Below are 24,712 nucleotides of genomic sequence, written 5' to 3'. Positions count from 1 at the left end.
TTATCGTCGGCGGGCCAGCTCCCGCTGTATATGATCCAGCAGAATATCGATGTTAATGGGTTTACGCAAAAATGCAGCGGCGCCCAGGCTAAGAGCGTACCGCTGCATATTTTCATCAGCATGACCGGAGATAAAGATCACGGGCGGCGGGGGAACGGCCAGCAGCCGCAGCTTTTCAAACAGCTCCAGGCCGCTCATGCCCCGCAGCTTGATATCGGCGATCACCAGCGCCGCGCCGGACAGGGCGAGCGGATGGCTCAGAAATACCTCTGCCGAATCAAACGTATCGGCGGCATACCCTTCCGACTCCAGGAGATTACTCAGCCCGCTGCGGACGGAACGTTCGTCATCAATGATGGCAATGCGCCACGGCAGCGTCATGCTGTCTTTCCTCAAAAAAATCATTAAACGTCGCGATCGTCCTTCGCGGGCGCGGGGGGCGCCGTGCCGCTGATTTTCGGCACGCATTCGTGACGAAACCAGGCGAGGGTAAACGGTTCGCGACTCAGTAAACGCCGTCCCACCGGGATGAGCTGTTCACCCACCAGCATGCCAAACAGGCCAAGCAGGGCGACAACCGGCGGTGCCGGGGAATGAACGTCGAGCAGGGCGTAAATTACCCCAGCAACCACGCCGCACACCAGCGAAATTATCCATGCTCTCATGACATCGCTCCCGTCTGCGATTTCACCTGCGGAACCGTTACCTGAGGAGGCGGCGCGCCGTCGCGGGATAACAGATGGCGCGTCGCCTGTTCACCCGCCAGCATCCCCAGCAGGCCAATCAGCGCCAGCGCGGGCGGCGCGGGGGAGCGCACCTTCAGCACGGCATACATCAGGCCAATCAACACGCCTGCGGCAAGGGATATCAGCCCAGTACTCATTGTGAACTCCAGAGAAAGAGGCAGCGGCGAGCCGGATGAGGGACCAGCCCGCCAGCGGAACTTAGCGAGCCGGGACCGGCGCTAAGGTGCGGTGCTCGCTCTTCTGGCGAGACGGTGCTTTGTGCACCATGGTGTAGGCGTAATCCACGCCCATACCGTACGCGCCGGAGTGTTCGCGCACGATATCCATCACCGCGGTGTAGGTCTCTTTACGCGCCCAGTCGCGCTGCCACTCCAGCATCACCTGCTGCCAGGTCACCGGGATCACGCCTGCCTGGATCATGCGCTGCATCGCGAAGTCGTGGGCTTCTTTGGAGGTGCCGCCGGACGCGTCCGCCACCATATAAATTTCGTAGTCGCCTTCCAGCATCGCGCACAGGGCAAAGCTGTTGTTGCACACTTCGGTCCACAGGCCGGCAACCACCACCTTCTTCTTGCCGTTGGCCTTCAGCGCGTCGCGCACCTTCTGGTCGTCCCAGGAGTTCATGGAGGTACGCTCCAGAATGTCCTGTCCCGGGAAGACGTCCAACAGCTCCGGATAGGTGTTACCGGAGAAGCTTTCGGTCTCAACGGTGGTGATGATGGTCGGGATGTTGAACACTTTGGCCGCTTTCGCCAGCGCCACGGTGTTGTTTTTCAGCACCTGGCGGTCAATCGACTGCACGCCAAACGCCATCTGTGGCTGGTGATCGATAAAGATGATCTGACAGTTCGCAGGGGTTAACACTTCGAGCTTTGAAGAGGTCATAGCATTTTCCAGTGGTTAAGGGTAGAAATCGCCGCGAGCGCCGCGACGATAAAGTCGCCCTCATCCTGCGGTTTTCCGTCGCCGCGCGTAATTATCTCTTCGTATAGTTAACCTTAGGTATAGTTATACTTTGGTATACCTATCCTATTGTATAACTGGATCTTTGCCGAAACCGGTTCCCATAATCCTGACCATTCCCCCTCTCAGTCAGGAGCAGTTATGGTTACCCTCGGTAAAGCCGATCTCATTCTGGTTAACGGCCAGTTTCACACCGTCGATCGCGAAAATCCTGTCGCGGAAGCCGTTGCCGTGCGCGACGGAAAATTTCTGGAAGTGGGTACCGTCGCCGAGGTGATGCAGCACCACTGCGACGGCACTAAGGTGGTGGATTTGAAAGGCCACACCGCGATCCCCGGCCTGAACGACTCGCACCTGCACCTGATCCGCGGCGGGCTGAACTACAACCTCGAGCTGCGCTGGGAAGGCGTGCCGTCCCTGGCCGACGCCCTGCGGATGCTGAAAGAGCAGGCCCTGCGCACGCCGTCGCCCCAGTGGGTGCGCGTGGTGGGCGGCTGGAGCGAGTTCCAGTTTGCCGAGCGCCGCATGCCGACGCTGGATGAGATTAACGACGCCGCGCCGGACACCCCGGTCTTCATCCTGCACCTGTACGACCGCGCCCTGCTCAACCGCGCCGCGCTGAAGGTGGTCGGCTACACCAAAGAGACGCCGAACCCGCCGGGCGGCGAGATCCAGCGCGACGCCAACGGCAACCCGACCGGGATGCTGATCGCCCGTCCGAACGCCATGATCCTCTACGCCACGCTGGCGAAAGGGCCGAAGCTGCCGCTGGAGCAGCAGGTCAACTCCACGCGCCAGTTTATGCGCGAGCTGAACCGTCTGGGGCTGACCAGCGCCATCGACGCGGGCGGCGGCTTCCAGAACTACCCGGAAGATTACGAGGTGATTGCCGAGCTGCACGAGAAAAAGCAGATGACCATCCGCATCGCCTATAACCTGTTTACCCAGCGTCCGGGCCACGAGCTGGAGGACTTTGAAAAATGGACCGACATGCTCACGCCGGGGCAGGGCAGCGACTTCTTCCGCCACAACGGCGCGGGCGAGATGCTGGTCTTCTCCGCCGCCGATTTTGAAGACTTCCTCGAGCCGCGCCCGGACCTCGCGCCGGGCATGGAGGACGAGCTGGAGCGCGTGGTGCGCCATCTGGTGGAGCACCGCTGGCCGTTCCGCCTGCACGCCACCTACAACGAATCCATCAGCCGCATGCTGGACGTGTTCGAGAAGGTGAACCGCGACATTCCGTTCAACGGCCTGCACTGGTTCTTCGACCACGCGGAAACCGTTACCCAGGCCAACATCGACCGCATCAAAGCGCTGGGCGGCGGCATTGCCGTCCAGCACCGCATGGCCTTCCAGGGGGAGTACTTTGCCGAGCGCTATGGCATCGAAGCTACCCGCCACACGCCGCCGGTGGCAAAAATGCTCGAGACCGGCGTGCCGGTGGGCTTAGGCACCGACGCCACCCGCGTGGCGAGCTATAACCCGTGGACCGCGCTCTACTGGCTGGTCTCCGGCCGCACCGTCGGCGGGATGCAGATGTACGATCATAGCGCCCGCCTGGACCGCGATACCGCCCTGATGCTCTGGACCCAGGGCAGCGCGTGGTTCTCCAGCGAGCAGAACCAAAAGGGGCAGATCAAGGTCGGCCAGCTCGCCGACCTGGCGGTGCTGAGCAAAGACTACTTCCGCGTGCCGGAAGAGGAGATCAAGGGCATCGAGTCCGTCCTGACGGTGGTCAACGGCGACATCGTCTACGCCGCAGGCACCTTCGGCCCGCTCGCGCCGCCGGCCATTCCGGTTCTGCCCGAGTGGTCCCCGGTGGTGAAGGTGCCGGGCCACTACCGCAGCGCGCCGCCGCAGGCTACGCGCGTCGGCATGAACACCGTCCACCACTGCAGCGGCCCGTGCGGGGTTCACAGCCACCAGCATGATTTCGCCCGCACGTCAGAGATGCCGGTGTCCGACGATAACGCTTTCTGGGGGGCGCTGGGCTGCAGCTGCTTTGCATTCTGATGAAAAACACTACTATGCCGCCCCGGGTCGACCTGGGGCTGTTCTTCCTGCGCCTCACCGGCAGCCTGCTGCTGCTCTACGTGCACGGCCTGCCGAAGGTGCTGCACTTCAGCGAAGAGCTGACGCGCATTGAAGATCCGTTTGGCTTCGGGCCTTACGCGAGCCTGATCCCGGCGATCGTCGCCGAGGTCATCTGCCCGCTGTTGATCATTGCGGGCGTCTACACCCGCCTGGCGTGCCTGCCGATTATCGCCGTGCTGCTGGTGGCGATGCTGGCGGTACACCCGGACTGGTCGATTGCCGAAGGGCAGTTTGGCTGGCTCCTGCTGATTATCTTCACCACTCTCGCCCTCACCGGGCCGGGCCAGTGGCGGCTGCAGCGTAAGGCAACGGAGAGGTTCGCATGACCCAGGTTAACGACGTTCGCGACGCACACGTCGAGACGACGCCCGCACCGACGGTTTCACCCTGGCAGCCGCTGAGCCAGCCGGTGTTCCGCATGCTGTGGATCGCCACGGTGGTCTCTAACGTCGGCTCATGGATGAGCGACGTCGGCATCAACTGGAGCATGCTGACGCTCAGCGCCGATCCGCTGGATATCGCGCTGGTGCAGGCGGCCAGCAGCCTGCCGATGTTCCTCTTCGCCCTGCCGTCCGGGGTGATGGCGGACATTGTCGACCGGCGTAAATACCTGCTCTTCTCCCAGCTGTGGGTGTTCATCGCCGCCGCCGGGCTGACGGTGCTCTCTTTTACCGGACATGTCACCCCCACCGTTCTGCTGGCGGCAACGTTTCTGCTGAGCGTGGGCGCGGCCATGAGCTCGCCGCCGTTCCAGGCGATTGTGCCTGACCTGGTGAGCAAGCCCGAGCTGGGTTCCGCCGTGGCGCTTAACTCGCTCGGGGTCAACATCAGCCGGGCGATTGGCCCCGCGCTGGGCGGTTTTCTGCTTTCGCTGGCCGGGCCGTGGATGGTGTTTGCCCTGAACGCGCTGTCCGTGGTCGGCGTAGCGTGGGTGCTGTGGCGCTGGCGTCCGGCCCCGTCCGTGCAGCGCCTGCCGCCGGAGCACTTCTTCTCCGCGGTGCGCTCCGGCATTCGCTACGTGCACGCCGCGCCGGTGCTGCGCAACGTGCTGGTGCGCACCGTGGCGTTCTTCGTTTTCGGCAGCGCGGGCTGGGCGCTGCTGCCGCTAGTGGCGCGCCGCGAGCTGGGTTTAGGCCCGGCGGGCTACGGCGTGATGCTGGCGTGCATTGGCCTGGGGGCCATTGCCGGGGCCATCCTGCTGCCGCGCCTGCGCCAGCGGCTGAACGCCGATCGGCTGATGGTGGCCGCGAGCCTGGTCTTTGCCCTCACCATGCTGGCGCTGGCGTTTGTGCGCCACGTCTGGCTGCTCAACCTGTTTGAGTTCTTCACCGGCTTCGCGTGGATTGCGGTGCTCTCGACGCTGAACCTCGGCGCCCAGCGCAGCGCCGCCCGCTGGGTGAAGGCCCGCGCGCTGGCGGTCTACCTGACGGTGTTCTTCGGCTCAATGACCACGGGCAGCGCCATCTGGGGGCAGATCGCCTCGCAGTTCGGCACCCCGACCTCGCTGGTTGTCGCCACGCTGGGGATGGTGCTGGCAAGCGCAACGGTGTTCCGCTGGAAGCTGGAGAAAGATCCTGATTTAAACCTCGACCTGAGCGGCCAGCCGCTGGACGGCGTGGAGATTGAGCTGCCGAACGAGCGCGGCCCGGTGCTGGTGTCGCACGAGTACATCATCGACCCGCAGAACGCGAAAGCCTTCCTGGAGGCGGTACACGAGCTGCGCCGGGTGCGACGCCGCGCCGGGGCGATGAGCTGGGCGGTGTACGAGGATATCGAACGTCCGGGCCTGTTTATTGAGACTTTCCTGATGGGCTCGTGGATTGAGCATTTGCGCCAGCAGGAGCGCCACACCATGAATGACCTCCTGCTGCAGAGCCGCGTTCTGGCTTTTCATCAGGGCACAACATCACCGGCAATTCGCTATCTGGTCGCGCCGGTATAACCATAACCATCACCTGTACAGGAACACACTATGGCAACGTTTAAGGCAAAAGACGGCACGCAGATTTACTACAAAGACTGCGGCGCGGGCAAACCGGTTCTCTTCAGCCACGGTTGGCCGCTGGACGGCGACATGTGGGATAGCCAGTTGAACTACCTGGCGGAGCGCGGCTTCCGCGCCATCGCCTTTGACCGTCGCGGCTTTGGCCGCTCGGATCAGCCGTGGAACGGCTACGACTACGACACCTTTGCGTCCGACATTAACGACCTGATCACCACCCTGGACCTCCAGGACGTGACGCTGGTGGGCTTCTCCATGGGCGGCGGCGACGTGACCCGCTACATCAACAACTACGGCAGCGCGCGCGTGGCCGGTCTGGCGCTGCTGGGCGCGGTCACGCCGATCTTCGGTAAATCCGACTCCTTCCCGCAGGGTGTGGATCAGAGCGTGTTCGACGGCATTCGCGACGGACTGCGTAAAGATCGCGCCCAGTTCATCAGCGACTTCGCGACGCCGTTCTACGGCACCAACGCCGGGCAGACCGTTTCCGGCGGTGCCCTGACCCAGACGCTGAACATCGCCCTGCTGGCGTCCCTGAAGGGCACCATCGACTGCGTGACCGCGTTCGGCGAAACCGACTTCCGCCCGGATATGGCGAAAATCGACGTACCGACGCTGGTGATCCACGGCAGCAACGACCAGATCGTGCCGTTTGAAAGCACCGGCAAGCTGGCGGCGGAGATGATCAAAAACGCCACGCTGAAGGTGTACGACAACGCGCCGCACGGCTTCGCGCTGACCCACCAGGACCAGCTCAACGAAGATCTGCTGGCGTTTGTGAAGTCGCTGTAAGGTCCCGGGGCTGACGCCAGCAGGCGTCAGCCTGAATATGCACTTCCCGGCATACTAAATTTGAGCGTAGAACTCCCTCTCCCTTGTGACTAGTATTCCTTCATTTCAAAGGGAGACTACATAAGATGAATATCCAGTTTCTTAAGCGGCTAACCCGAAAGTTTATCATCGCTATTTTAACATCCTCTTCATTTGTCACAGCCTGTACATTTAGCGTTATATGGTTCTATCTTGCGAATATTGACCGGCTTGATATTTTATATGATGCGTTGAGCGTGAGTAGCGCAGTAGGAATAATATTTGGGTTTACCCTTGTCTCACTACTTGGTTTCAGCCTTGTCATTTTTATCTCATCTGTCCTTGCTTACTTAATTTACACCGCACATGAGAAAGAGTTTGTTAAATACGAAGGTTTGACACATAGCTTTACCTCAATCTGTTTTGGTAATAGCGTTGTGATGTGCGTTGTGCTTATCGGAGCGTTCTGCTTACAATTTTTTCTTGATATAAATGGTTTTATCGTTCTTGCCTTAGCGATAGCCATAATACTGGCCGCATCGTATTGCTTATCCTACTGGCTTATGTTCAACGTTCAGTCATATAAGGATGTTGATGATACGCGTGATGTAAAATATTTGCAGAAAAACGCCGTCAGAAACTGGCTGCCTCTGTTATTGATTGCCCCTGCATTTACACAAATCTTCCCGCTCATTTTTATCGCGGGTCAACTAGATTTTAGCGAAGGAAGTAATACGTTCTTACAGGTTATCATTTTCCTTGCACTCTCGGTCGCGATGATTATTGTGGGTATTTTCCCAGGAATGATCCTGATAAACGAAAAGAAAAATAAAAGTTTATTGCAAATAATCACTTATACACTAATTATTATTCCTCTCAGCATGCTTGTCCTGACAATGATTTTCCGCCCCACCCCCAATATGATCATTAACATGACCATGAACCTTTCCGGCATTAGCGACTGGCGCACACATCAATATTACATAGATACTCACACTCACCCGCCAGCGATGTTTGATGGTTTAACATGGAACACACGTTACTATAAAGATATCCCTTCGAGATTCTTTATTACCGGCGTAAACATTTTCTCGCTTGGAAACATTCAGCTTATTTGCCCTACGCAAATCAATCATGCCAGATCGCTGAGCCTGAAAACTACGCCAGACAACTTTGACGAATATGACCTTCGCATAAAACGGTTAAAAAACACCGCTATGAAATGTATCCCGTTTAAGAAGGATGAGATACACCAATGGGATTCGCCTATAGCTGAGCCTGTTTATTTTCAGAAAATTAAATCTAACGGTGATAGCCTTTTATTAAAGTTGCTTCATGATATCAAGTAGCTTTTAAGAAACGCCCGCAGCGCGGGCGCTACTTAATCAATTCACAGTAAGCGGAGGCTCATGCTTCTGCCCAGGCTCACCGCGTTGCACAACGCCGTGCTCGCGCTCCGCCAGCAACCGACAAACCTCCGCATGCTTCTCCTCGGTAAAGGTAAAGCGCGACATAAAGCCCATGCGGATCAGCGACCCAATCGCCGGCAGCAGGCAAATCCCAAAGAACAGCCCCGACAGTACGCCTTCGCTCTGGATCTGCGCCTGCGGCACGTAGCCGATCATCGTCAGGAACACGCCAATAAGCCCGCCGCCCACCGCCACCGACATCTTGCCGGTAAAGGTCTGCCCGGAGAAGGTGATCGCCGCGCAGCGCTTGTTAGTGTGGTACTCCGCGTACTCAATGGTGTCGGCAATCATCGACGAGGTGAGGATGTTGGTCATCATCACGAATAGCGTGCTCAGGCCGAGCAGAATAAACAGCATCGTCACCTGCTGATATCCGACAAACCACATCACCACGCGCCCCGCCACGTCCAGCCCGCAGAGGATCATAAACAGCTTCCGCTTCTGCATCCGGCGCGTCAGCATCGGGGCGACCAGGCACAGCACCGCCGCCACAATGCCCATCACGCCAATCGCCATCTGCAGGCTGCCGTCGCCCAGGTTGTTGATAAAGAAGTAGATATACAGCCCACCCGCCACGTTGTGGAACACGCAGAAAAAGAACGACAGCAGGACGATAAACAGCGGCTTGTTCTGGCGCAGGTTGTGGAAGGTGTCGCGAATGGTCACCTTTTCCGGGCTCGGCGGCACACGCTCTTTGATCTGCATAAAGCCGTTGAGCATCAGCGGCAGGCCCACCAGCATCATCACCAGCGCCGCCATAAAGTAGCCTTTATCGTTGCTGTACTGGGCGAAGAACGCCGCCAGCTTCGGGAAGAAGATATTGGCGCAGGCAATCCCGGCGTTCACCCCGAGCATCGCCGCCGTCACCGCGCGGGTGCGCTGGGCGGAGTCGTTGGTCATCACCGACGACATCGACCAGAACGGGATATCGGAGATGGCGTACAGCGTCCCCCACAGGATATACGTCACCCCGGCGTAGAGGATTTTGGTGGTCATGTCCGCTTCGATTTTATAGAACGACAGCAGCGTGACGCCGGTAATCAACAGCGGCGCGATCAGCAAAAAGTGGCGAAACTTGCCGAACCGGCTGTTAATGGTGTCCATTATGCTGGCAAACAGCGGATCGTGAACCGCGTCCCACGCGCGGGCAATCAGGAAGATGGTGCTCGCCGCCAGCGCCGAGATCCCCAGCACGTCGGTGTAAAAATAGTTAATAAACGAACCCACTAAACCAAAGCTAAAACACTGACCTAAACCATAGCCAAAATAAGACCACAACTCGCGAGACGGTATTTTCATTGTCGTTGCCATAGTGCGTACCTGGTTGCCCGGCGACAGCGCGCCGGGTCGTTATTATTAGCCCTGCGGATTCGGGGCGATTTTGCGCAGTTTCTGCATCAGCGCAATTTCAGCGCGTGAGAACGGAATCCCGTTCTCCTCAAACACGTCGTGGAACCAGAGGCGACAGTAGTCCGTAGACTCCTTCATCACCACCGGCCACGGCAGCCACGTCTGGGTTTTGCCGCGCACCAGCCCCCACTGGTACGGCGCGACCTTCGCCGCGTACATCAGCGGGAGCTGCTCTTCGATGGTGCTGCCCACGTGGCGCGCCAGCCATTCGGTGCAGAAGATTGGGCGGCCCAGCGCCTGAAGTTGCTGGATAATCGCCGTCATGCGCCCGGTATTGGTGTAGGCGTGGAAGCTCACCACGTCCGAGAGCGCCAGCGCGGTCTGGTCCAGCGGGTGCTGGAAGAACGTCTCGCCCTCCTCTTCCGGCGGGACGCGCCACGCGCAGACGGTGAGCGGCTGGGTCGGGTCTTCTTCACGCACCCACTGGAACGCCAGCTTCATCAGCGCGTGGGCGCAGGTCTCCAGCTTCGCGTCGTACTGCACCTCCTGCGTGCCGGTCGCGAAAATGCCGCGGTTGCCCGGCTCGTTATAGAGATCCCACAGTAGCACGCGCTTATCGTCGCGGAACTGGCGAACAACGTCGCGGATATAGCGTTCAATGTCTGCCCAGCAGTCGGGATCGCACACCTTATCGCGACCGGGGCTCGCCGCCGCCTGGCTGTTGTGCTTGCCCGGCACGGGCGGCTTTTGCGGGCCAAGGTACGGCTCGTCACCGGAGAAGCCGCAGTCGTCCATCAGGGTCAGCATGGTGCTGAACCCGTGACCGTCGGCAATCGTCAAAAAGCGGTCGATGCGCGCCATCAGCCCGTCGCGGTCATGCTCCCAGACGATAAACGGCAGATTAATGCGCAGGGTGTTATAGCCCGCCTCCGCCGCCCAGCCCAGCTCGCGGTCAATCGTCACGGCATCGAAGGTCTCTGCCTGCCAGATATCGGTCCAGTTCACCGCTGTCGACGGCAAATAGTTAAACCCGCACAGCCAGCCCTTCTGCTGATACCACGCCTGTGCCTGCTCCCTGCTCCACTGCTCTTTCATTACGCATCCTCTTACTGATAATGTTTAGCTAATAAATATTAGCTGCGGGATAAATGCGCAAATTACGGCGTTTAGAAAAGCGATGCCCCTCACAAAGTTCACGCTTCGATGAATGAGAAACGTGATCGACGGCGCTAAAGCGTGCGGTTAGGGTATGATGCGAAGTCGCGAAAGGGAGAGGACGGATGAAGCGAAAAACAAAAGTGACGATGAACGATATTGCGCGGGCGGCAGGGGTGTCGCAGGCGACGGTATCGCTGGTGCTTAACCAGTCCCGCAACATCAAGCTCAGCGACGACACCCGCCACAGGGTGATTAGCGTCGCCACCGAGCTCGGCTACGACCGTCTCCCCGCCGTACACGCCCCGCGCAACCAGGAAGAGATCGCTCTGCTCGTCAGCTCGCTGCAGAGCTTTGACCCGTTTATCGACGCCATCAGCCAGGCGCGGGAAGCGGCGTGGCGCAACGAGACCCTGCTCACCGTCTACGACTACGGCGACGACGTGGAGCTGGCGCTGAACATTATCCGCCAGCTGGAGAAGCGCAACTGCATCGGGATTATTCTCGCCTCTCCGGTCACCACGCTGGTGGACATGACGGCGTTTCACGACTGTACCCGCATCCCGCTGGTGCTACTCAACCAGCGAGACCCCGGCTCGCCGCTGCTGCCGTCGTTTATCCCGGACGACTACGCCAACGCTTTCCAGGTGACTAAACACCTCATCGCCTGCGGGGCCACGCGCATCGCCCACATCACCGGCGAGAGCTGGATGGAGGCCTCGCGCCAGCGACTGGCGGGCTACCGGGCGGCGCTACAGCAGGCCGGATTAGCGTGCGACGACGGCCTGGTGCGTCAGACCAACTGGCAGTTCAGCGAGTCCTTTACCGCCACCACGGCCCTGCTGGAACTGGCCGAGCGCCCGGACGCCATCTTCTGCGCCAGCGACTGGCTGGCGATTGGCTGCTATCAGGCGCTGGCGGTGAACGGCGTGCGCATCCCGCAGGACATGCTGCTGGCGGGCTACGACGACCAGAAGATTTCCGAGCAGCTCACCCCGCCGCTGACCAGTATCCAGCTGCCCTACAGCGAACTGGGACGGCTGGCGGTGGAGTACCTGTGCAATCAGGAAGATGCCGCCACGCACGTGACGCTGGCGGGCAGGCTGAAGGTACGCGCCTCAAGCCTCGTCTGAGGTAAACACCATGCCCGCATAGGGCTTCTCGCGACACGCCGCCAGCCGCGCGGCGAGGCTGCCCACGTGCAGCTCCAGCTTGTGCCCGTCCGGGTCGAGAAAGTAGAACGACGCCCCCTCGCTTTTGTTCTGCTTCCAGACGGTGACGCCCGCCTGCTCAAGCCTTTGCGAGAACGGTTCAAAATCCTCTTCCGCCACGGTAAACGCGTAGTGGGTATAGTCGCTCTCCTGCGGCGGCACGTACCGGCGTGCCTCATCGTACGACAGGCAGACCCACAGATCGCCGCAGGTGAGATAGGCCCCGGTATTCCAGCGGGCGTGCAGCGTCAGCCCCAGCAGCGCGTGCCAGAAGGTGATGCTTTTTTGCAGGTCGCTGACCGCGAGGGTCAGGTGGTTGAGAGATTGCAGCATGACGTGCCCTTTTGTTTTTCGCGCCGGACGTGGTACGGTAAAGAGATGAACATAAACCACGCCGTCCTCACCGTAAACCGCTGGTGGCTGCCTTCTTAAAGGCGGCACGGAGTAGTTTTTCCCATTTTCAGATAGCCGCCGAAAGGCGGCTTTCACTTTTCTAAGACCCCTTTCGGCAACTGCACATTAAGGAGTCTTTATGAACGCACCCACCATCCTCACCGGCGACCGCCCAACCGGCCCGCTGCACCTCGGCCACTTCGTCGGATCGCTGCGACAGCGCGTGGCGCTCCAGCAGACGCACAGCCAGTTTGTGCTGATTGCCGACCTGCAGGGGCTGACCGACAATGGCAGCAACCCGCAAAAAATTCGCGACAACATCCCCGAAGTGCTGGCCGACTACCTCGCCGCCGGCATCGATCCGAACCTGACCACGATCTGTCTGCAATCCGCCCTGCCCGCCCTCGCCGAGCTGACGATGCTGTATATGAACATCGTCACCGTCGCCCGCGTGGAGCGTAACCCGACGGTGAAAAACGAGATTGCGCAGAAGGGCTTCGCCCGCTCGCTGCCGGTCGGGTTTATGGCCTACCCCATCAGCCAGGCGGCGGACATTACCGCGTTTAAGGCCGAGTGCGTGCCCGTCGGCGACGACCAGCTGCCGATGATTGAGCAGACCAACGAGATCGTCCACAAGATGAATAGCCTGCTGCCCGCTCCGGTGCTGCGCCACTGCAAGGCGATGCTGAGCGATACCAGCCGCCTGCCCGGTATCGACGGCAGCGCCAAGATGTCGAAATCGCTGGGCAACACGCTGCACCTTTCAGCCAGCGAAGAGACCATTCACCGTGCGGTCAGCGCGATGTACACCGACCCGAACCACCTGAAGGTGAGCGACCCGGGGCAGATTGAGGGGAACGTGGTGTTTACGTATCTCGACGCGTTTCATCCGGACAAGGAGAAAGTGGCGGCGATGAAGGCGCACTATCAGGCGGGCGGGCTGGGTGACCGGGTGTGTAAGAACGAGCTGGAGGGGTGCCTGCAAGAGCTGATTGCACCGATGCGGGAGCGGCGGGCGATGTATATGCAGGACAAGGGGGAGCTAATGACGATGCTGAAGCGCGGGACGGAGCGGGCGCAGGGGGTGACGCAGGCGACGTTGAGGGAGGTGAAGGTTGGGCTGGGGGTGCCGGTGTTTTGAAATAACGTCATGCAGCGTATGTATTCAAATATTACATGCGCTGCATAATATTATTTATCGGCAACTCAGAGAGTATTACATTTTTAATTAACAGGAACCATTACAGCCCCTGGATTAGAATATGACTGATATCAATCTGGATATTTATTTCGGATTTTAGCCCGGTTTATTAACCACTTTATGTATATTCGCCATACAGTCTAAAACCTAGCATTGCTGCATTTACTCTTCTGCCCCTACAAGGAATTGTCATGCAGCTTTATACCAATGAATTTACCGCTGAGTTAAAAGCGGAAATAGATCGTTCACCGTTTTCCGATGAAGAACTGGCCGCCATGCCCGAGGACGCGCGCGCCATCATTGCCGAACAGGAAGCCTTTCATCGACAACATCCCGTCACCGCCATCTGGCGGATCGCCACGGCTGGCAGCCAGACCCGACTGGGCGGCGTTGTTCTTCCCGTCGATCGTGAAGCCACAATGCTCATGGACGATGGGAGTTACACCAGCGTGATTGTCGAAGGAGACTGTGTGGCCTATCCGGATGGAACGCTCGCCACGATTATGACCTCAGCTGGCGAAGCGTTTTCCTGGAGACGTCAGGGCGTTGCGCTGGTTGGCAGCCTGCTTGATAACGATGACGAGATTATCAGCACACCGCTAGGCAGTACTTATCTGGTCACCCGCGAAGGTATTCCACCTCATGAGGACTTCTTAACCTGGCCCGGAGAATAGGACATGGGCTACCGTTCCGATAACCATGGACGCGGTCAGGCGCTGCACGGCGACAGAACAACCACCGGCGCAATATGCTGCACAACTCTGCCCAACTGCACCGAGCATGGTCGCGGCATCGTTCGTGTTGGCGATAAAACCACGGCATGCCCTAAATGCGGCAAACAGGGCGTGATTGCCAACGGTGAGCCACGCGTCAACTGGATGGGGCAAGCCTCAGCCGTCGATGGTTCTGTCGTTATTTGTGGCTGCCCGCACGGAACCAACCGCGTGATTGCCCCATCGGGAGAGTGGCTCGGCTTCGGTCCCTCTCCTGAACAGATCGCACAGGAAAAGCATCAGGCCATGCTCGCAGCGCGCCAAAAAGAGCAAGAGGCCGAAGCGCTGCGGCGAACAGAAGAATGCGATCGCAATCGGGTCTTTGCGAAATCCTGCCTGCGTGGTGAAGGATGTAACGATGCGGGTACCGGAAGCGAGCCGCACACCAACTTCGCCGAGATGGCATTTTACCAGGCCATGCCTAACGACGCCCCGCAACACGCTCAGGCGGCAAAGCGTAAGGCGATCCCAAAGCCGAAGCAACGCAGCGCGCTTTATCTTTGGTGGAATGGGCATCACGAGGAGATGGACTATCAGGCTGCCGTTGCGGACGAAGAAAGGGCCTGGATTGCACGGACCGCGATCGCCGATGCCAGCGAACTTGTTCTGGTTGGCGGGAGCACAATCACTCCTGGCACCTGGGCCGTGCGCGGCGCTGCATTTGGCGAGATAGCCACGGGAGGCCTTGGTGCCCCTGTCGCAGGGCTGCTGATAGGAATGTACCCCGGCAAGCTGAACGACGGCGAACAGGATTTTATCGACAGGATGCGCGCCGAACAGATGCGGGAAGCCCCTACCCGCGTTCGCTTCACCTGGGAGAACGACGCCAGCGGCAACCCAACACCGCGAGGCTGGCATACGCCGCCCGGCAAAGACAGCGTGCGCGTTCGCAGGATGGAGTGGGATAGCCGACGCCAGGCGTACACCTTTACTACCGAAGAAGACCCTGGCATCACCCTCATCTGGACACCGGACCGCACCGGAGAGAGTAAGCCGTGGGATACGGGCAATCACAACCCGGTACGGATACCGAACCCGGTTGTGGTAGATCCGCTGCCGGAGGATACGGGGATTGGTGCGACGACCAGCCCGACACCGGAAGAGAAGACGTTTGCGGATTATATTCTGATTCTGCCGGTGGGCGGGGTGCCGCCGATTTATGTTTATATCCGCCACAATCCCGGACAGGTCACAGGCAAGGGGCAAAAAGTTAGCGGGGTTTGGTTATCTGATGCGAATGCGGGGAATGGGTCTCCTATTCCAAGCCAGATAGCGGATCGGTTACGTGGTCAGACATTTACGGACTTTGACCAGTTTCGTAAGGCGTTTTGGCTGGAGGTGTCGAGGGATCCGGGACTGCTGGAGCAATTTATCAGCAATAACCGCGCAAGTATGCGTAAAGGAAACGCCCCTTTCACACGCACACCTGACTCGGTTGGAAAAAGAGAACGTTATGAAATTCATCACATACAACCTATCCGTCAGGGCGGTAAGGTGTATGACGTTGATAATATGGGAATAACCACTCCAAAACATCACATCAAAATTCATAAAGGAGAGTGATATGAGACTGTTAAGTGATTACACAGAAGAAGAATTTTTAGAACTGGTACGCAAAATTTGCAATGCGGACGCACCAACTGAAGAAGACGAGAATCGATTGGTTAGAGAATTTAAACGACTTACCGAGCATCCCGCAGGCTCTGACCTGATTTTTTATCCTGAAGAGGGCAAAGATTATAGTCCAGAAGGTATTGTTAGAGAAGTTAAGGAGTGGCGTAAAGAAAATAGTAAATCCGGATTTAAAGAATAACAATCTTTGAGACTCCCGCGCTTTCGGGCGCGGAATGTGTACAATAAAATTCAAAAAGTTAAAAACAATGAAGGATTTAAGAGATTATACTGAAAGTGAATTTCTAAGTCTGGTGCGAAAAATTTGTACCGCCACAAGTGAAACAGAGGAAGATGGTAATCGTCAGGTTAAAGAGTTCGTACGACTTGCCGAGCATCCTTCTGGCACAGATCTTATTTTTTATCCTGAAGATGGAAAAGATGATAGCCCGGAAGGCGTTGTCCAGGAAGTAAAAGAGTGGTGTCAGCCTCATGGTAAACCTTGCTTCAAGTCTAAGTGATTTTTTAGGATTAAAACAATGATCGTTTACTCTATAGATGTATACAGTAAAACAAATGAACTTTTACTTTATGAAATCATAATCTCTCAGCGAAATGTAGCTGCGCTGTATGACATTATGGGTATTTCAGGGGAAGATGAAGCCGACTTCTCGTATGGCATCGGTGTTTATAATATAAACGAAAAACAGGCACATCTTTTAGAAATGCTCATAGGTAAAACATTCTACTCGGACGATTTAATTTTTCAGCTTTCAGGAGGAGAGATTTAAATGAAGATTAAATATATAATGCCCCTTTTCTCATTTCGAAAACCTAAGAATTGACATCTGGACGGTACTTTATAACTCTAAGTCCTGAAACGAGAAAAAAAAGCTTACGTTTAAACTATAGGGTGGACTTATACAGATGATTACAAACATGAGGCAATGATTGTTTATCCAGGGAAAAGTCATGACGAATTGGTAGATGCAGGATTTATTTCATGGAAAACATATCCAAAGGGACATTCAGGCTCTATGAACCAACACCTGGAAATGGCAAAAGAAGGCATCAATTTAAGTTTTTTGAGAGAAGCTCAAGCCCTTGTTGTGATAAACCTTAAATTGAGGCCGATTTGCATATTTGTGGTATGGACGGCGAAGACCTACAGGAAGACTGCGAAGAAGCGTTTGGCGTTCAGCTTACCACGGAAGAAGATGGCTATATGAAAACGTTCTCTCTTGCTGAGAATGAGTATCTGTTTACGGGCGAGGGTATAGATTTTTTTGGCATCTGTAGGTTTATGCGCTGGTTGCATGGCATACCCGAACCTGTTATACGCGATTTAACCGTCGGCGAACTTCACGCTGTGCTGGTTAAGGCTGTGAAAGAGCAGGTAAAGCACGAGTGATTTCTGAAGATTACGGGCATGGGATAACATGCCCGTATCGTTTTATTGCTTCAAGGATTACATGAGGTGGGAAGCACGGTTACTCCGACATCGCCTTCCCTGTTCCACGTTTAACAGCCGGTATATCACCTGTATCATTCAGCGCTCCCGGAAAGGTCTTCAACCACTGCGCGACTTTCTGCTTATTTATATTCACCATGCTCATCCCTTCAAGGTATCCCCATAATTCTCTTGTATGCTGTGGTGTAATCACAATGCAGTCTTTCATGGCGCGGATTTTTACCGGCATGCCGTTGATAAAGCCTGCACGGGTTAACCACTCGCCGCCCAGAAGAAGATATTTCATGTCTATGCGTGCATACAGTTCGCAGCAGGCGGCACTGTCCTGCGGCGTTTCCGCTCGGGGATGGACGGGCGCCGCGTTAGGCGGGTTGCCGTGAAGACGGCGGGCGCTGTTTTTGCGTACCAACTCGCGGTTTTCAATCATGCCGGTGAAAGCGTCTGATTCTGTTTTGCAAACAGTAAACTCTGGCTTAAAATTCGTCGCAGCCATTTTCAACTCCTCAGTAGTTGGTTGTGGTTAGCGGTATGGGGGTGTTGCAGCACCTTCATATCGCGAATTCCTTGTTAAATTCTCTTTGATACTTCCTTTGCCATTCGGCGTAAATTCTGGTGACCATTATACAGGGCTGAATATAAGGTGAGCGCCCGCATGGACCTCAGAGCAACCATTCGCCGATCTGCGGGCTGGCAATGAGTAGTTTTATTATCAAGTTCAGTGACCGACTGAGCGTTCACCTTTAATACGATGGCAGTTACACAGCATTACGGACAGGCTCCTTTTAGAGGATAAGCGTTAATAAAGAGGAGGCACTCAATGCCTCCGTTCTATTTGTTACGCTCTTACGTTCCAATCGTCCGTATACCGGACATTACCATCAACATAACGCCAGGTGATTTTGTCATACATCAGGGAAACAGATTCCATGTGGTTGATCTGCGAGTTTCCTGCCATTTTAGCGTTTGGCATCCCTGGGTTAATGCCCGTCACCTTCACGCCCTCAATGGTCATGACGAAGTAGCACTCTTCTTGTCCTGCATGGTTAATGCGATACCAGCGAATTTCCGCACTTTTCAACGTTTGACCGGTGGCAACGGCTTTGTATAGATACGGGCTGGAGCTATCAAACTCCTTTTCAATCATCATCGGAGAATGTGAACGCTTACCAGTAATCTTCCCGTTGGCACTGTCTACTGGAATGTTCAGACCATGACTAAAGCCAACAATCTCTATACTCCCCTCACGATCCTGAACGTCTACAGCTCCTTTAATATCTGCGCCGCCATCGTCCTTAAGCCACATGTAAGCCGGAATAGGCATTTTACAAACTCCTTTTAGTTGTGATTTTCTTCGTGATGAACCAGTAGCAAACAATCGTTAAGAGCAACTGAAAGCCCACAATCGCCGCTATTGTGAAATTTGAATACGTTTGATCCGGGAATAAAGACTGATAAGGCAGCAAGCGAAATAACGCCCAAAACAGGAAGGTAAACCCGAAGATTTTAGCTAACCGTCGCAATGTGGAACTGAACCACTCTCTGGGGATACCAGCTGGACTAACTTTGTGAGTCGCGCCACGGTACGCCGTGGTAATAGCGCTCATGACAGGTACGCTGATTAATGTATTGATTAAGATGCTAAAGTAGCCGTCTAAAGATTCCCAAACTTCTGAATCAGGTTCACCTAAAATGAAGCGGGTAAACTTGTCGGCGCTTTGGAAATCGAAAAGCCCCGTAATAGAATTAACTAATCCATCATACGGAACCATTTCAGCAACGATCAGCACAACAACAGCGAACAGCACTATCTTGATGAATAAACTAAGGGCATGTTTTGCCATTGGAGATCACCTCAATCGTGCCGTATGCCTGTAGCTTCCTCATGCAAGGAACATCTATTTTTTGGCTCCTCAACAGAGCATTACGCAACATGGCAAAATCAGAATCATGTGGGAGAGTGATACAACCTTCTGATAGTACGCCTGGATGCAAACGGAAATTGCCACGCTGAACGCTCTCAATCCATGTGCAATCGTCGATCCCCCAATCATCACGCCATAATGCGAACCATTCAGAATGTTTGAATGTTGCACCATTGGCGAAGTGATTATAAATGTCTCTTCCCACTGTGTTTAGCTGTGACTTAAGTCCACCTTGAGGGCGGTCAACAATCCAGTATTTACCCGCTGGTACTGGCCCCTCTTTGGGGATCATTCCACATGCCCCACGATTACGGTAAGCACCATTACCAGAGAAAGCTAAAAAAGTGCCTATACCAGGAAACGATAACGGGGAGTAGTACGCATCATTAATTACGAACTTTCCATGTAGAGCCATAGATAACCCTTTTATCTATAATGATTTATTGGCTTATCGTACTCCTACGCAATCAGACATAAGAAGGTTTTCTTCCGAGAGACCTCTGATTTTCAGACAATAGCCCGTTGGTGGTAAGACAACGTGTAAGGCCGTTAAGCGGTAACATCAGAGGTGTATCAGGAAGCTAAGTTTATCAAGTTGACCATGTGCCCTCAGGGGAGAGACCGAACCGCTGGCAGAGTGACCTGCTCCCTGATGTTAGTAATGTCTTCATAAGCCACATGAGAACATCCCCATGAAGAGGCGTTTTTCCGACTGGCGTAATTACCGCTGCCTATTATACAGAACTGAATATAAATACAGCGGTTTTGCGACAGGTAAAATTGGGAAATACGAGGGGGATTCAGGAAATGGGTTTGGGGGATACTGGTAACTCGCTGGCTTGAAAATCAGTCTTATTTTCCTCATCCAGAAATCTATTCATTTGCTAAAGTACCTTAGACGACAAATTCATCGCATCCAGCCCTTCTTCTCAGATCCCACAAAAATTCATCAAAGCTATAGATTAACGATTTACATCACCCTGATTTTGTTATGTGATCCTGTTACAGGCTTTAGTAACGCCCTGCCCAGCCAACCGTAACAGGACTTCATTGATGGAATTTTATCAGGCCGATCCGACGCTTGAGAACTACTGGCGTGGTGTGATCCTCTTTGGAAGGAACGTCGCATCTTACAAATTTGCGCTGGCGTCGGCGTTGTATGAAGTGGATAAGACGGGCAGCGATTTGATAACGCTCGACCAGCTTGCCGTGCCGTTCAGCCGCTATCTTTGCGAGCACCTGAAGCATGCGCCAAAACAGATCACCTCCCGCAGCAGCCAATTTCTGGAAACCTGCCTGAAGTTCAACAGAGGTGAAATCACCCACGCCCAGCTCATTGAAGCGACGGTGCGCCTTGGCTTTAACAATGTGATTGATGCCTTTCATTACGTGAACCAGGGCGAGATCGATAAACGTTTTTTCCTTGATGAGCGCAAAACCCACAACGGGATCCGACTGACGGATAACTTCTATTTACTGGGCGAACGCCTGCAGTATAAAAACCTCGCCTTTGAAACCAATGCTCGCTGGAACCTGGTCGAACAGGCCTGGTCGATGGGGATTTCACGTAACCTTGCGGGCGTGGAGTTTGATGAAGATAATCAGCTGTTGTTCACGAGGGTGAACGCGCGTCGCGTAGACATCACCAGCTGTCGCGACAGCCTGAATGGTTATCAGAAAGGGCGGTGTTTTTACTGCTTCAAACCCATCAGCCTGGTACCGGGAGACGCAGAACTGGCGGACGTCGACCACTTTATTCCCTGGGCTGCCCGCCATGAAGTGAGCAATATTAACGGCGTATGGAATTTAGTGCTGGCCTGTCGGTGCTGTAACCGTGGCGTTGAAGGCAAATCTGCACGCATTCCCGACCTCAGGCTCCTGCAGCGGTTACACACCCGCAATGAATATTTTATTCAGAGCAAACTGCCGTTACATGAGACGATTGTTCTACAGACAGGGCAACGTCCTGAAGTACGGAAAAGCTTTCTTCAGCGTAACTGGCAGGCCGCGCTGGACAAGCTTATCCATACCTGGAAACCCAACGCGGAAGGCGAGGCAACGTTTTAATGACACTTCACTACTACCAGAACCACGCACAGGAATTCTTCGATGGCACGGTCAATGTCGATATGACCCCGCTTTACGAGGCCTTTACCCAACATCTGCCTCACGGTGCCCTGGTTCTGGATGCGGGCTGCGGCTCAGGCCGGGACGCAAAAGCCTTTGATGAGATGGGTTATCTGGTGGATGCTTTTGATGCCTCTTCCGCGATGGTGGAGCTGGCAAGGCAACATACCGGGTTACCCGTGCAGTTGATGACGTTTTCAGAGATCGACGGTAAAGCGCAGTACGATGGGATCTGGTGCTGTGCCTCTTTGCTGCATGTCCCCTCTTCTGAGTTGCCTGAAGTGATGCAGAAGCTTGCGGATGCGCTTAAACCTGGCGGCGTCTGGTACGTGTCCTTTAAGTATGGCAACGGTGAACGCGTGCAGGGTGAAAGACGTTTTACGGATCTGGATGAAGAGGGATTGCGGGAGTTGCTGAAGGCGGTTCCGGGGATGGAGATAGCTTCGCTTTGGGCGACTCAGGATAACCGCCCGGACAGGGATGAGACATGGCTGAATGGGGTATTACGAAAAACCACCGCTTGATCATCAGGCCGTGCTAATCGACAGGGAGTAGGTTAACTCAGTAATTCATCACTTTAGTCAGCTCAACTTCACCCGTGGCGGCATTAAAGTACAGATAGAAAATATCCCCTTTTACCTGATCGGGTTTTGACCAGATTTCCTTATCCCCCAGGCGACGCTTTTCCTTTGTGTATCCCAGCGTTTCGAGATACGCGCGCAACGGTGCAGCACCGGTATGGGAGATTTTTTTTGGCAGTCCAGACAACTTTTAAAGAGCTTGCGGAACTTTAGATCGCAGGCGGGTTTGATGAATGCTCAACTGGTTAAAACAAAACACTATCTACACGCTAGCGCAGCAGATCTTCAAATGTAGTGGCAGACTGGATCTCATATTGATACAGCCGATTGTAATAAATTACGATAAAATCTCTGCAACAGTAGTTGCTAAGAACCGAACACAGGATAAAAAAATGACAAGCTTTCAACAGCGTGCAGAACTACATCGTCAAATCTGGGCTATCGCCAACGATGTCAGAGGCTCGGTAGATGGATGGGATTTCAAACAGTATGTCCTTGGTGCGCTTTTTTACCGCTTTATCAGTGAAAACTTCTCCAGTTATATAGAAGCTGGTGATGACAGCATCAACTATGCTGCGCTGGATGACAGTATCATCACCGATGACATTAAAGATGATGCCATCAAAACCAAAGGCTATTTCATTTACCCGAGCCAGCTGTTCTGCAACGTTGCAGCTAAAGCGAATACCAATGACAGGCTGAACGCTGATTTAAACAGTATTTTTGTCGCCATTGAAAGCTCAGCTTATGGTTATCCATCTGAAGCCGATATCAAAGGCCTATTTGCTGATTTTGACACCACCAGTAACCGTCTAGGTAACACTGTAAAAGACAAAAATAGCCGTCTGGCTGCCGTTCTGAAAGGTGTCGAAGGTTTAAAACTGGGTAACTTTAACGACCACCAGATTGACTTGTTCGGTGATGCGTATGAGTTCCTGATTTCTAACTATGCGGCGAATGCCGGTAAGTCTGGCGGGGAGTTCTTCACTCCACAGCACGTTTCAAAACTGATTGCACAACTGGCAATGCACGGTCAGACCCACGTCAATAAAATATACGACCCGGCAGCAGGCTCAGGCTCACTGCTACTGCAGGCCAAAAAGCAGTTTGATAACCACATCATCGAAGAAGGCTTCTTTGGTCAGGAAATAAACCATACGACGTTCAACCTGGCGCGTATGAACATGTTTCTGCACAACATCAACTACGACAAATTTGATATCAGACTGGGCAATACCCTGACTGAACCACACTTTGGTGACGAAAAGCCGTTTGATGCGATTGTGTCGAACCCGCCATATTCGGTGAAATGGATTGGCAGTGATGACCCGACACTGATTAACGATGAGCGTTTCGCACCAGCAGGCGTACTGGCACCTAAATCAAAAGCTGACTTTGCGTTTGTGCTTCATGCGCTGAATTACTTGTCCGCCAAAGGCCGTGCGGCGATTGTCTGCTTCCCGGGGATCTTCTACCGTGGCGGCGCAGAGCAGAAAATCCGTCAGTATCTGGTCGATAACAACTATGTTGAGACGGTGATTTCACTCGCACCAAACCTGTTCTTCGGCACCACCATTGCCGTCAATATTCTGGTGCTGTCAAAGCACAAAACCGATACCAGCGTGCAATTTATTGATGCCAGTGGGCTATTTAAGAAAGAAACCAATAACAACATTCTCACCGATTCCCATATCGCTCAGATCATGCAGGTGTTCAGCAGCAAATCAGATGTTGACCATCTGGCAAAATCAGTGCCCTTTGAAAGAGTGGCCGGGAATGAATACAACCTTTCTGTCAGCAGCTACGTGGAAGCGAAAGACACCCGTCAAATCGTCGATATTACGGAACTGAATGCTGAGTTGAAAACTACCGTCAGCAAAATCGATCAGTTACGCCAGGACATTGACGCGATTGTGGCTGAAATTGAAGGTAGTGAGGTACAGGCATGAGCGAATTGAGTTATCTGGAAAAACTGCTGGATGGGGTTAAGGTTGAGTGGTTACCGCTAGCTTCGCTATGTGCCCTGATAACAACCGGAAAATTAAATGCGAATGCAATGGATGATAAGGGCAAATATCCCTTTTTCACCTGTAATGAACAACCTTACAAAATTAATACATATGCATTCGATTTGGAGGCGATAATAATATCGGGCAATGGAAGCCAAGTCGGCCATTTAAACTACTACAAGGGGAAATTTAACGCCTACCAGAGAACATACATTGTCGGTGACTTCAATAGCAATGTTAATATAATGTATCTCTATTACTATTTAATTCACACATTGAAACCTTACATTCACAAAAATTCAAGGAAAGGCTCTGTTCCATATATTACAATGCCTATGCTCGAAAATTTCATATTTCCAATCCCCTGCCCGGACAACCCGGAAAAATCCCTTGCCATCCAGTCTGAAATCGTCCGGATTCTGGATACATTTACTGCACTTACCGCTGAGCTTACCGCTGTGCTTAGCATGCGTAAAAATCAGTACAACTACTATCGCGACCAATTGCTGAGTTTTGAGGAGGATGAGGTTGAGTGGAAGAATTTGGGAGCGGTAGTAGAGATCAATACAGGGCAAAAACCATCTGAAATACTTGATAACCCAACAACGTTCGATTATATCAACGCAGGGACAACAAGGTCTGGATATACAACTGTTAGTAATTGTGATGGTGATACTGTAACTACCCCTTCGCGAGGTCAAGGTGGAATTGGTTTTGTAGGATATCAACAGGGGCCATTTTGGTTAGGTCCGTTGTGCTACAAAATGAGAGCTATAGATAAGAGAATTTTAATTAATAAGTTCCTTTTCTATTTCCTTCAATCT

Annotated in this window: 30 protein-coding genes; 18 read left to right on the top strand and 12 right to left on the bottom strand. The window is 54.2% G+C overall.

Translation table 11 applies throughout. The features are described from left to right. From IM273_RS20790 to IM273_RS20775, 4 genes are all read right to left on the bottom strand, one after another. A complete protein-coding gene (locus IM273_RS20790) occupies positions 1-381 on the bottom strand; it encodes a response regulator transcription factor (protein ID WP_048960182.1) in 381 nt (126 codons plus the stop codon). A 23-nt stretch (positions 382-404) separates the two neighbouring features. Beyond that, on the bottom strand, positions 405-665 hold the full coding sequence (locus IM273_RS20785) for a XapX domain-containing protein (RefSeq protein ID WP_028015363.1): 261 nt from the start codon (positions 663-665) through the stop codon (positions 405-407). Next, positions 662-883 (bottom strand): DUF1427 family protein, encoded by a 222-nt coding sequence (locus tag IM273_RS20780; protein WP_193051787.1) that lies wholly within the window; start codon positions 881-883, stop codon positions 662-664. The genes IM273_RS20785 and IM273_RS20780 overlap by 4 nt, the downstream gene beginning before the upstream one ends. A 61-nt stretch (positions 884-944) precedes the next feature. Continuing rightward, positions 945-1,631, bottom strand: a complete 687-nt coding sequence (locus IM273_RS20775) for a hydrolase (RefSeq protein ID WP_023331928.1) — start codon at positions 1,629-1,631, stop codon at positions 945-947. Positions 1,632-1,850: 219 nt separating this feature from the next. Between IM273_RS20775 and IM273_RS20770 the strand changes: the two genes are divergently transcribed. The 5 genes from IM273_RS20770 (at position 1,851) to IM273_RS22560 (ending at position 7,964) form a co-directional block, all read left to right on the top strand. Continuing rightward, entirely contained in the window at positions 1,851-3,722 is a 1,872-nt protein-coding gene (locus IM273_RS20770; protein WP_047367252.1) for an amidohydrolase, read from the top strand. After that, entirely contained in the window at positions 3,722-4,129 is a 408-nt protein-coding gene (locus IM273_RS20765) for a DoxX family protein (protein WP_028015359.1), read from the top strand. Before IM273_RS20770 ends, IM273_RS20765 begins: the two co-directional genes overlap by 1 nt. After that, positions 4,126-5,745 carry an MFS transporter gene (locus IM273_RS20760; protein ID WP_193051788.1) on the top strand — a complete coding sequence of 540 codons (1,620 nt, stop codon included), beginning with the start codon at positions 4,126-4,128 and terminating at the stop codon, positions 5,743-5,745. Before IM273_RS20765 ends, IM273_RS20760 begins: the two co-directional genes overlap by 4 nt. Before the next feature lie 30 nt (positions 5,746-5,775). Further along, a complete protein-coding gene (locus IM273_RS20755) occupies positions 5,776-6,597 on the top strand; it encodes an alpha/beta fold hydrolase (protein ID WP_193051789.1) in 822 nt (273 codons plus the stop codon). Positions 6,598-6,722: 125 nt separating this feature from the next. Continuing rightward, positions 6,723-7,964 carry a hypothetical protein gene (locus tag IM273_RS22560; RefSeq protein WP_048999283.1) on the top strand — a complete coding sequence of 414 codons (1,242 nt, stop codon included), beginning with the start codon at positions 6,723-6,725 and terminating at the stop codon, positions 7,962-7,964. A gap of 36 nt (positions 7,965-8,000) precedes the next feature. On the opposite strand, the gene IM273_RS20745 is transcribed toward IM273_RS22560, so the two are convergent. Both IM273_RS20745 and IM273_RS20740 read right to left on the bottom strand, forming a co-directional pair. Beyond that, positions 8,001-9,395 (bottom strand): MFS transporter, encoded by a 1,395-nt coding sequence (locus tag IM273_RS20745; RefSeq protein ID WP_226841188.1) that lies wholly within the window; start codon positions 9,393-9,395, stop codon positions 8,001-8,003. Positions 9,396-9,440: 45 nt separating this feature from the next. Beyond that, a complete protein-coding gene (locus IM273_RS20740; RefSeq protein WP_193051790.1) occupies positions 9,441-10,529 on the bottom strand; it encodes a cellulase family glycosylhydrolase in 1,089 nt (362 codons plus the stop codon). A gap of 185 nt (positions 10,530-10,714) precedes the next feature. Between IM273_RS20740 and IM273_RS20735 the strand changes: the two genes are divergently transcribed. Continuing rightward, entirely contained in the window at positions 10,715-11,722 is a 1,008-nt protein-coding gene (locus tag IM273_RS20735; RefSeq protein ID WP_193051791.1) for a LacI family DNA-binding transcriptional regulator, read from the top strand. On the opposite strand, the gene fosA is transcribed toward IM273_RS20735, so the two are convergent. Next, positions 11,708-12,133, bottom strand: coding sequence for a FosA/FosA2 family fosfomycin resistance glutathione transferase (gene fosA, locus IM273_RS20730; protein WP_193051792.1), 426 nt, complete (start codon positions 12,131-12,133; stop codon positions 11,708-11,710). The genes IM273_RS20735 and fosA overlap by 15 nt on opposite strands. Before the next feature lie 199 nt (positions 12,134-12,332). Between fosA and trpS the strand changes: the two genes are divergently transcribed. The 8 genes from trpS to IM273_RS20695 all read left to right on the top strand — a co-directional run bounded on the left by trpS (position 12,333) and on the right by IM273_RS20695 (position 17,189). Further along, on the top strand, positions 12,333-13,334 hold the full coding sequence (gene trpS, locus IM273_RS20725) for a tryptophan--tRNA ligase (RefSeq protein WP_193055602.1): 1,002 nt from the start codon (positions 12,333-12,335) through the stop codon (positions 13,332-13,334). Positions 13,335-13,585: 251 nt separating this feature from the next. After that, complete coding sequence (locus tag IM273_RS20720) at positions 13,586-14,068, top strand: hypothetical protein (protein WP_045259567.1); 483 nt, start codon at positions 13,586-13,588, stop codon at positions 14,066-14,068. A 3-nt stretch (positions 14,069-14,071) separates the two neighbouring features. Next, positions 14,072-15,730 carry an S-type pyocin domain-containing protein gene (locus tag IM273_RS20715; protein ID WP_193055601.1) on the top strand — a complete coding sequence of 553 codons (1,659 nt, stop codon included), beginning with the start codon at positions 14,072-14,074 and terminating at the stop codon, positions 15,728-15,730. A 1-nt stretch (position 15,731) separates the two neighbouring features. Next, positions 15,732-15,980 carry a bacteriocin immunity protein gene (locus IM273_RS20710; protein WP_088204630.1) on the top strand — a complete coding sequence of 83 codons (249 nt, stop codon included), beginning with the start codon at positions 15,732-15,734 and terminating at the stop codon, positions 15,978-15,980. A 67-nt stretch (positions 15,981-16,047) separates the two neighbouring features. After that, entirely contained in the window at positions 16,048-16,299 is a 252-nt protein-coding gene (locus tag IM273_RS20705; RefSeq protein ID WP_193055600.1) for a bacteriocin immunity protein, read from the top strand. A gap of 18 nt (positions 16,300-16,317) precedes the next feature. Continuing rightward, a complete protein-coding gene (locus tag IM273_RS20700) occupies positions 16,318-16,569 on the top strand; it encodes a hypothetical protein (protein ID WP_193055599.1) in 252 nt (83 codons plus the stop codon). Positions 16,570-16,725: 156 nt separating this feature from the next. Then, positions 16,726-17,007: a DUF6392 family protein gene (locus IM273_RS22555; RefSeq protein ID WP_226857965.1), complete on the top strand. Its 282-nt coding sequence runs from the start codon at positions 16,726-16,728 to the stop codon at positions 17,005-17,007. Beyond that, a complete protein-coding gene (locus tag IM273_RS20695; RefSeq protein ID WP_226857967.1) occupies positions 16,929-17,189 on the top strand; it encodes a hypothetical protein in 261 nt (86 codons plus the stop codon). Before IM273_RS22555 ends, IM273_RS20695 begins: the two co-directional genes overlap by 79 nt. Positions 17,190-17,268: 79 nt before the next feature. On the opposite strand, the gene IM273_RS20690 is transcribed toward IM273_RS20695, so the two are convergent. The 4 genes from IM273_RS20690 to IM273_RS20675 form a co-directional block, all read right to left on the bottom strand. After that, positions 17,269-17,742 carry a SymE family type I addiction module toxin gene (locus IM273_RS20690; protein WP_193055598.1) on the bottom strand — a complete coding sequence of 158 codons (474 nt, stop codon included), beginning with the start codon at positions 17,740-17,742 and terminating at the stop codon, positions 17,269-17,271. A gap of 342 nt (positions 17,743-18,084) precedes the next feature. Then, the gene (locus tag IM273_RS20685) at positions 18,085-18,570 is read right to left on the bottom strand and encodes an Hcp family type VI secretion system effector (RefSeq protein ID WP_193055597.1); all 486 of its coding nucleotides are present in this window, start codon (positions 18,568-18,570) and stop codon (positions 18,085-18,087) included. Position 18,571: 1 nt separating this feature from the next. Next, positions 18,572-19,090, bottom strand: coding sequence for a hypothetical protein (locus IM273_RS20680; RefSeq protein WP_193055596.1), 519 nt, complete (start codon positions 19,088-19,090; stop codon positions 18,572-18,574). Beyond that, positions 19,071-19,586, bottom strand: a complete 516-nt coding sequence (locus tag IM273_RS20675) for a DUF2778 domain-containing protein (protein ID WP_193055595.1) — start codon at positions 19,584-19,586, stop codon at positions 19,071-19,073. Before IM273_RS20675 ends, IM273_RS20680 begins: the two co-directional genes overlap by 20 nt. A gap of 638 nt (positions 19,587-20,224) precedes the next feature. On the opposite strand from IM273_RS20675, the gene IM273_RS20670 reads away from it, so the two are divergent. Further along, positions 20,225-21,238, top strand: coding sequence for an HNH endonuclease domain-containing protein (locus IM273_RS20670; protein ID WP_193055594.1), 1,014 nt, complete (start codon positions 20,225-20,227; stop codon positions 21,236-21,238). Further along, the gene (locus tag IM273_RS20665) at positions 21,238-21,822 is read left to right on the top strand and encodes a bifunctional 2-polyprenyl-6-hydroxyphenol methylase/3-demethylubiquinol 3-O-methyltransferase UbiG (protein ID WP_193055593.1); all 585 of its coding nucleotides are present in this window, start codon (positions 21,238-21,240) and stop codon (positions 21,820-21,822) included. Before IM273_RS20670 ends, IM273_RS20665 begins: the two co-directional genes overlap by 1 nt. 37 nt (positions 21,823-21,859) lie before the next feature. Here the strand turns inward: IM273_RS20665 and IM273_RS20660 are convergent, their stop codons facing one another. Continuing rightward, positions 21,860-22,066 (bottom strand): hypothetical protein, encoded by a 207-nt coding sequence (locus IM273_RS20660; RefSeq protein ID WP_116343944.1) that lies wholly within the window; start codon positions 22,064-22,066, stop codon positions 21,860-21,862. A gap of 205 nt (positions 22,067-22,271) precedes the next feature. Between IM273_RS20660 and IM273_RS20655 the strand changes: the two genes are divergently transcribed. Both IM273_RS20655 and IM273_RS20650 read left to right on the top strand, forming a co-directional pair. After that, complete coding sequence (locus IM273_RS20655) at positions 22,272-23,828, top strand: type I restriction-modification system subunit M (RefSeq protein WP_193055603.1); 1,557 nt, start codon at positions 22,272-22,274, stop codon at positions 23,826-23,828. Then, positions 23,825-24,712 (top strand): restriction endonuclease subunit S (locus IM273_RS20650; protein WP_193055592.1); only part of this gene is annotated, 888 nt, incomplete at its 3' end. The genes IM273_RS20655 and IM273_RS20650, both read left to right, overlap by 4 nt.

It is taken from the genome of Enterobacter cloacae complex sp. P13B, assembly GCF_014895915.1.
Lineage (GTDB): Bacteria > Pseudomonadota > Gammaproteobacteria > Enterobacterales > Enterobacteriaceae > Enterobacter > Enterobacter bugandensis.
Note: the sequence above shows the minus strand (reverse complement) of the source record. Positions and strands in the feature narration are given on the sequence as shown.

Excerpts from the sequence above, each read along its gene's own strand:
- IM273_RS20755 (WP_193051789.1), top strand. The coding sequence starts at position 5,776 with ATGGCAACGTTTAAGGCAAAAGACGGCACGCAGATTTACTACAAAGAC.
- IM273_RS22560 (WP_048999283.1), top strand. The coding sequence starts at position 6,723 with ATGAATATCCAGTTTCTTAAGCGGCTAACCCGAAAGTTTATCATCGCT.
- IM273_RS20655 (WP_193055603.1), top strand. The coding sequence starts at position 22,272 with ATGACAAGCTTTCAACAGCGTGCAGAACTACATCGTCAAATCTGGGCT.
- IM273_RS20675 (WP_193055595.1), bottom strand. The coding sequence starts at position 19,586 with ATGGCTCTACATGGAAAGTTCGTAATTAATGATGCGTACTACTCCCCG.
- IM273_RS20670 (WP_193055594.1), top strand. The coding sequence starts at position 20,225 with ATGGAATTTTATCAGGCCGATCCGACGCTTGAGAACTACTGGCGTGGT.
- IM273_RS20775 (WP_023331928.1), bottom strand. The coding sequence starts at position 1,631 with ATGACCTCTTCAAAGCTCGAAGTGTTAACCCCTGCGAACTGTCAGATC.
- IM273_RS22555 (WP_226857965.1), top strand. The coding sequence starts at position 16,726 with ATGATTGTTTATCCAGGGAAAAGTCATGACGAATTGGTAGATGCAGGA.
- IM273_RS20690 (WP_193055598.1), bottom strand. The coding sequence starts at position 17,742 with ATGGCTGCGACGAATTTTAAGCCAGAGTTTACTGTTTGCAAAACAGAA.
- IM273_RS20735 (WP_193051791.1), top strand. The coding sequence starts at position 10,715 with ATGAAGCGAAAAACAAAAGTGACGATGAACGATATTGCGCGGGCGGCA.
- IM273_RS20790 (WP_048960182.1), bottom strand. The coding sequence starts at position 381 with ATGACGCTGCCGTGGCGCATTGCCATCATTGATGACGAACGTTCCGTC.
- IM273_RS20740 (WP_193051790.1), bottom strand. The coding sequence starts at position 10,529 with ATGAAAGAGCAGTGGAGCAGGGAGCAGGCACAGGCGTGGTATCAGCAG.
- fosA (WP_193051792.1), bottom strand. The coding sequence starts at position 12,133 with ATGCTGCAATCTCTCAACCACCTGACCCTCGCGGTCAGCGACCTGCAA.
- IM273_RS20680 (WP_193055596.1), bottom strand. The coding sequence starts at position 19,090 with ATGGCAAAACATGCCCTTAGTTTATTCATCAAGATAGTGCTGTTCGCT.
- IM273_RS20665 (WP_193055593.1), top strand. The coding sequence starts at position 21,238 with ATGACACTTCACTACTACCAGAACCACGCACAGGAATTCTTCGATGGC.
- IM273_RS20770 (WP_047367252.1), top strand. The coding sequence starts at position 1,851 with ATGGTTACCCTCGGTAAAGCCGATCTCATTCTGGTTAACGGCCAGTTT.
- IM273_RS20710 (WP_088204630.1), top strand. The coding sequence starts at position 15,732 with ATGAGACTGTTAAGTGATTACACAGAAGAAGAATTTTTAGAACTGGTA.
- IM273_RS20745 (WP_226841188.1), bottom strand. The coding sequence starts at position 9,395 with ATGGCAACGACAATGAAAATACCGTCTCGCGAGTTGTGGTCTTATTTT.
- IM273_RS20715 (WP_193055601.1), top strand. The coding sequence starts at position 14,072 with ATGGGCTACCGTTCCGATAACCATGGACGCGGTCAGGCGCTGCACGGC.
- IM273_RS20720 (WP_045259567.1), top strand. The coding sequence starts at position 13,586 with ATGCAGCTTTATACCAATGAATTTACCGCTGAGTTAAAAGCGGAAATA.
- IM273_RS20705 (WP_193055600.1), top strand. The coding sequence starts at position 16,048 with ATGAAGGATTTAAGAGATTATACTGAAAGTGAATTTCTAAGTCTGGTG.
- IM273_RS20760 (WP_193051788.1), top strand. The coding sequence starts at position 4,126 with ATGACCCAGGTTAACGACGTTCGCGACGCACACGTCGAGACGACGCCC.
- IM273_RS20780 (WP_193051787.1), bottom strand. The coding sequence starts at position 883 with ATGAGTACTGGGCTGATATCCCTTGCCGCAGGCGTGTTGATTGGCCTG.
- IM273_RS20765 (WP_028015359.1), top strand. The coding sequence starts at position 3,722 with ATGAAAAACACTACTATGCCGCCCCGGGTCGACCTGGGGCTGTTCTTC.
- IM273_RS20685 (WP_193055597.1), bottom strand. The coding sequence starts at position 18,570 with ATGCCTATTCCGGCTTACATGTGGCTTAAGGACGATGGCGGCGCAGAT.
- trpS (WP_193055602.1), top strand. The coding sequence starts at position 12,333 with ATGAACGCACCCACCATCCTCACCGGCGACCGCCCAACCGGCCCGCTG.
- IM273_RS20695 (WP_226857967.1), top strand. The coding sequence starts at position 16,929 with ATGGACGGCGAAGACCTACAGGAAGACTGCGAAGAAGCGTTTGGCGTT.
- IM273_RS20700 (WP_193055599.1), top strand. The coding sequence starts at position 16,318 with ATGATCGTTTACTCTATAGATGTATACAGTAAAACAAATGAACTTTTA.
- IM273_RS20785 (WP_028015363.1), bottom strand. The coding sequence starts at position 665 with ATGAGAGCATGGATAATTTCGCTGGTGTGCGGCGTGGTTGCTGGGGTA.